Origin of the sequence: Mesorhizobium sp., from assembly GCF_005063415.1 — a bacterium.
Lineage (GTDB): Bacteria > Pseudomonadota > Alphaproteobacteria > Rhizobiales > Rhizobiaceae > Mesorhizobium.
Window position 1 is genome coordinate 1 of record NZ_SUEG01000252.1, and the last position, 4,281, is coordinate 4,281.

Sequence of the window (4,281 nt, forward strand, 5' to 3'; positions counted from 1 at the left end):
GTGGGGTGAGGGGGCGGGGCCGAGCGCGGTCTTCATCATACGACGACGATTGGCGCGACGCAGATCCGCCATTGTAAGTTGTTCGAAGCTACAGCACTCCCTCCTGCCGACGGGAATTTACATATCTTCTAAATTACCAGCGGGTCGGTTTGCCAATGAAGAGATCAGCCCCGATCAACTGACGAAGACAAGAAATACGGCAGGACTGTAGCGCAAATAGCCGCCGAACCTACGTTACCTCCGCCGATTACCCTTCGGTTCATTCTGTTGACATCTCCTGCTTCTGGATAGATGGTAAGATACTACGCGGCGGCCCTTTTTCCGAAGATTTTATTCTGCAGCTTTATCAAAGGATTTTGGCAATGCGTTTGTCTCGATCGCGCCGACTTATGGCCATCGCTTTGACGGCAATCGCAGCCGTTCCCTCTTATGGACATGCCGAGGACAAGCTGCTGACGGAAGCGGTGCAGTTCAACGGTACGATCCTGTATCTCTCCACCAAGGTGCCTGGCCTGATCTTCGGCGCCGTGCGCAACGGCGAGACGGCCTTGGCCGGTTTCGGCAAGATTGCCGACGGGAGTGAAAAAGTGCCCGACGGCGACACAATGTTCCGCATCGCGTCCGTGAGCAAAGTGTTCTGCGGCAGTGTGCTTTCCTCGCTGGCGATCGACGGCAAGGTACAACTCACCGACCGGCTGCAGGATCGCCTTGGCTGGGACCTCACGCTCCCGGAGAAGGACGGCCGCGCCCTCCGCCTGATCGATCTCGTCGCGCAAGCTTCCGGCCTTCCGCGGGAGGTGCCAGTGGCCGAGGCGCCCCCCTCAGACCCTTTCTCTACGAACACCAAAGAGGCGCAGATTGCCGCCCTCAAGGACAATCCGCTGCTGTTTGCGCCGGGCACCGCCGTTCTCTATTCGAACTTCGGATACGACCTCCTCGGAGCGGCGCTCGCGAATGTCTCTGGAAAGCCTTATGCCGAGGTCCTTCGAGAGCGTGTCCTCGATCCCCTCGGCATGAAAGACACGGTTTTCAACCCAAGACCGGAGGACGAGCCGCGCCTGATGCAGGGCCATAACTTCGACGGCAGCCCCATGCCAATCGTGCCGACGAGCACAGCCATGGAGTGCGCCGGTGGATTGTACTCGACCGCGGACGACCTGCTGCGCTGGATGAACTGGCATGTCGACAACAAGCCTTCCGCGGCCGACGCCGAGTTGCGCCTTTTGAACCACGCGGCTTTTTTGTACCGGGACGGGCTCGCGTCGGTGGTGGGGCTGGATGATGGCGGCCCGATGGACGCCATGGGTCTCGGATGGGTTATCATGCTCCCCAACGAGCATCGCCCGCTCATCCTCCAGAAGAGCGGCGGCCTGCAAGGGATGTTTCTCTATGTTGCGATTGCACCGACACGCGGCGTCGGCGCTTTCTTCGTCATGAACGAATTCAATGCCGCCGGCTTCATGGCTGGGGTCAAGACGACGAACGATCTCGTCGCAGAGATCGCTCCACGCTGATTTTCGCGCTGATCGGGAGGACGTGCGCGATGATTGGTGCTATGGAGGGGCCTGACGGACGGCATATTTCCCGGCAAGGCAAGCGCGACATCGGCTATTTCCGGCCGACCGCGAATGCCGCGCTGCTCGCAGTCCCGACACCATCAGCCGTCTCTTGGCGCAGCCCGATGCCGGCTTCCGCGTCATCGGCGTGCTCTATCAGGAGTTCGTCGTCCGCTGCCGCATCGAGGGTCTCGCCGCGGTCGTGCCGGACCTGCCCGAGTTCCGCCGCATGCTGACGCGCGCCCGCGCCGGCCTCGGCTCCGACATGGCAGGCGACGACGCCTGGCAGGACGTCTCGGCGTGCGCCTCGCAGCTGCCCGAGGATATGCAAGGCGTGTTCATGATGATCGCCCGCGCCGCCAAGGAAGGCTGGCCCTGCCCGAGCGACGCCGCAATCGCCGGCGCCTACGACTCGCACTCGCTACGGTGACGCTGGTGGATTGGCCTGGGCGACGGCGCCGGGGATCCCAATGCGGGAGAGGTGGAGCAGGGGAGGCTGGTGGGGTGAGATTGACGCCAGGCTGCTCGGCGCATTGATTGGGATCGATGTACGGCGGCGGGCTGATCGGCAGAAAGCCGCTACGGCTCTACATGCCGGCGCGGTCGCGGTGATGATCGGGTACATGCGCCCCTGAGAGCATCCATGCCGTCTGATGGTGGCTATTTCTGCAGCTTGCCGCCGCCGTCGGTGGGACCGTCTACTGGCTGGTGGCGGTCAAATTGCGCGCTATCCTGATACTCTTGCTCAGGTGTCTGCTCTGCGGCGCCAAGTCGCGAGCGGTTTCATGCGCATTTTTCGAAGGAGGTTCGCGATGAAAATGTCCCGTTTTTCGAACACCGGCGCTGCGGCATGGCTGGTTGCAGCCCTGCTCAGCCTTGCCGCGCTCGGCGTCGCGAAAGCGGAGGCTGCCGACATGCACCAATTGTGCCGCCAGGTGCGCAACGACGACACGATCCAGGACTATTCGCCCGCGCTTCATGACGAGACGGTCCAGGCGTTCAAGGCGATGGTTCCGGACGGTCAAATTGCGCTGGACGATTCCGAACTGCGGGCACAGGCCCAATATCGCTGCATGGACGGCAAGGTCATGGTCTGCTTCGTCGGCGCCAACCTGCCCTGCACCAAGATGAACGCGGCACGCGACAATCCTGGTGCGGATGAGTTCTGCCGGCAGAATCCAGACGCGGAAGACGTTCCAGCCGTCGCCACGGGTCACGATACCGTTTATTCCTATCGATGCCGCAACGGCCAAGCTGAAATAGCAGACGACTTGTGGGAACTCGACCAACGCGGCTTCGCGAAGAAGCTTTGGGCCGAGCTACCCGATCGCTAAGTCCGCTCACGCTGCTACGCCCCTGTTTTGGCTTGGGCTAGCCGGAGGATCGGAATGGGTCTCGACGTGGCAGTTTTCAAAAGCGCTTCGACCATGAAGCGGGAATTCCCCGGCTTTCGCTTTCAGCGGGAACCGACAACGGGCGAGTGCGAGGTGGTTCATCCCGAGGGCGTAAATCTCACCTTGGACGCTGTCACGGTGTGCAACTGGCGTGTCGGAAACATCGCCCACGTCGGCGCGCTTAGGGAGGCGATTGCCGGCCTTCTCGGCGAAGGCTCGGCCTTGGAACGGATTGTCCTCTATTCCGGCAGCCACGCCGGAGATGTGATCGACGAGCCGAGCTTTGTCGAGCTCGAGCGCGAATTGCGGCTGCTCGAATCCAGCACCGACGCATGGGTTCGGGAATTTGCCGATGGACTATCGGAATCGATCCGCATGGCACGGCGCGAGAAAAACCCTATCGTGTTTGTGTGACCGGCGAGCCAAGCAGAGACTCCATAGCTGGATTTTTCTCGATATCGACATGGCGCCGCACAACCGCTCAGCGCTGTGTCGACGGCGGCATGCCTGCGGATTGCGGCGACGGCCCCGAATTTCGTCCTTCAGGAATTTCCGAACGACACCTGGGACGTCACCGACAAGCGGCCGGACTCCGACAGTTTCCTCGTCGCCGCCGCACGCCATGACGGCGAGGGTTTTTTGACGATCAGCGACGAGCCGGGGATCGGCGTTTCGCTCCGCCCGGATGCCGCTGAGAATTCCCGTATAAGGCAAGGAAGATGCATACCCGGCTCCACAAGGACGGGTCGGTGGTGGACCAGTAAGCGGGTGGAGGTAGGATTGTCTGTAAGCAGCAGCAACGCATTGGGCACGCCATAGGCCAGACAGGTGCCCAGCCAGACCAGTGCTGGCGGACGGAAAGCGCCTCACGCGGTTCCTTGACGATAGTCGACTTTCCCGAGCTAGATGTGCCGTTGACGATGATTATGCGGCGCTCGTGTTCGATCATTTCAGACTGTTCCCACCGCTCAGAGGCTAATCCTCTTCGCCAATTTGTACTTCAGCAACATGGCGATGGCCTCCAAAATAGCGGCTCAGTTTGAAGAAGATGAAGCGAGCCGCATCGCTGTGTGGTCAGTCGTAGAGGAGTTGGTTGAGGTGGCCGAGAATACGTTTCGTCGGGCCAGGACGGCGGAAGAGGCTCGGGGCGCAACACACAGCATTGTTCACTCATCAAGCCGGCATCCTATCCCGGCCGGTTGGCCGTCCTTCCTTAAATTCCGTGATCCTGTACGTGTGGTCGAAACGGGGACGGGCGCGGGAGTAATCAGGCGGGGCGGGGCTCGCCCAAATTAATCAGAGGGTGGCTGAATGCATTTTCGACTATGGAT

At 61.1% G+C, this 4,281-nt stretch carries 4 protein-coding genes and 1 pseudogene; all 5 read left to right on the forward strand.

Translation table 11 applies throughout. The annotated features are described in order from the left end of the window. Window positions 1–389 precede the first annotated feature (389 nt). The 5 genes and pseudogenes from ampH to E5W70_RS33245 all read left to right on the forward strand — a co-directional run bounded on the left by ampH (window position 390) and on the right by E5W70_RS33245 (window position 3,769). Entirely contained in the window at window positions 390–1,514 is a 1,125-nt protein-coding gene (gene ampH, locus E5W70_RS31130; protein ID WP_292665084.1) for a D-alanyl-D-alanine-carboxypeptidase/endopeptidase AmpH, read from the forward strand. Window positions 1,515–1,665: 151 nt separating this feature from the next. Beyond that, window positions 1,666–1,983: pseudogene (locus E5W70_RS31135) on the forward strand (ATP-binding protein); the annotation flags it as partial. A 385-nt stretch (window positions 1,984–2,368) separates the two neighbouring features. Further along, a complete protein-coding gene (locus E5W70_RS31140) occupies window positions 2,369–2,890 on the forward strand; it encodes a hypothetical protein (protein ID WP_292665086.1) in 522 nt (173 codons plus the stop codon). A 54-nt stretch (window positions 2,891–2,944) separates the two neighbouring features. After that, complete coding sequence (locus E5W70_RS31145) at window positions 2,945–3,364, forward strand: hypothetical protein (protein WP_292665088.1); 420 nt, start codon at window positions 2,945–2,947, stop codon at window positions 3,362–3,364. 75 nt (window positions 3,365–3,439) lie between these two features. Further along, on the forward strand, window positions 3,440–3,769 hold the full coding sequence (locus tag E5W70_RS33245; protein WP_366509767.1) for a hypothetical protein: 330 nt from the start codon (window positions 3,440–3,442) through the stop codon (window positions 3,767–3,769). Window positions 3,770–4,281 lie beyond the last annotated feature (512 nt).

What these genes read in the sequence shown, in the direction of transcription:
- ampH (WP_292665084.1), top strand. Translation starts at nt 390, where the DNA reads ATGGCCATCGCTTTGACGGCAATCGCAGCCGTTCCCTCTTATGGACAT.
- E5W70_RS31140 (WP_292665086.1), top strand. Translation starts at nt 2,369, where the DNA reads ATGAAAATGTCCCGTTTTTCGAACACCGGCGCTGCGGCATGGCTGGTT.
- E5W70_RS31145 (WP_292665088.1), top strand. Translation starts at nt 2,945, where the DNA reads ATGGGTCTCGACGTGGCAGTTTTCAAAAGCGCTTCGACCATGAAGCGG.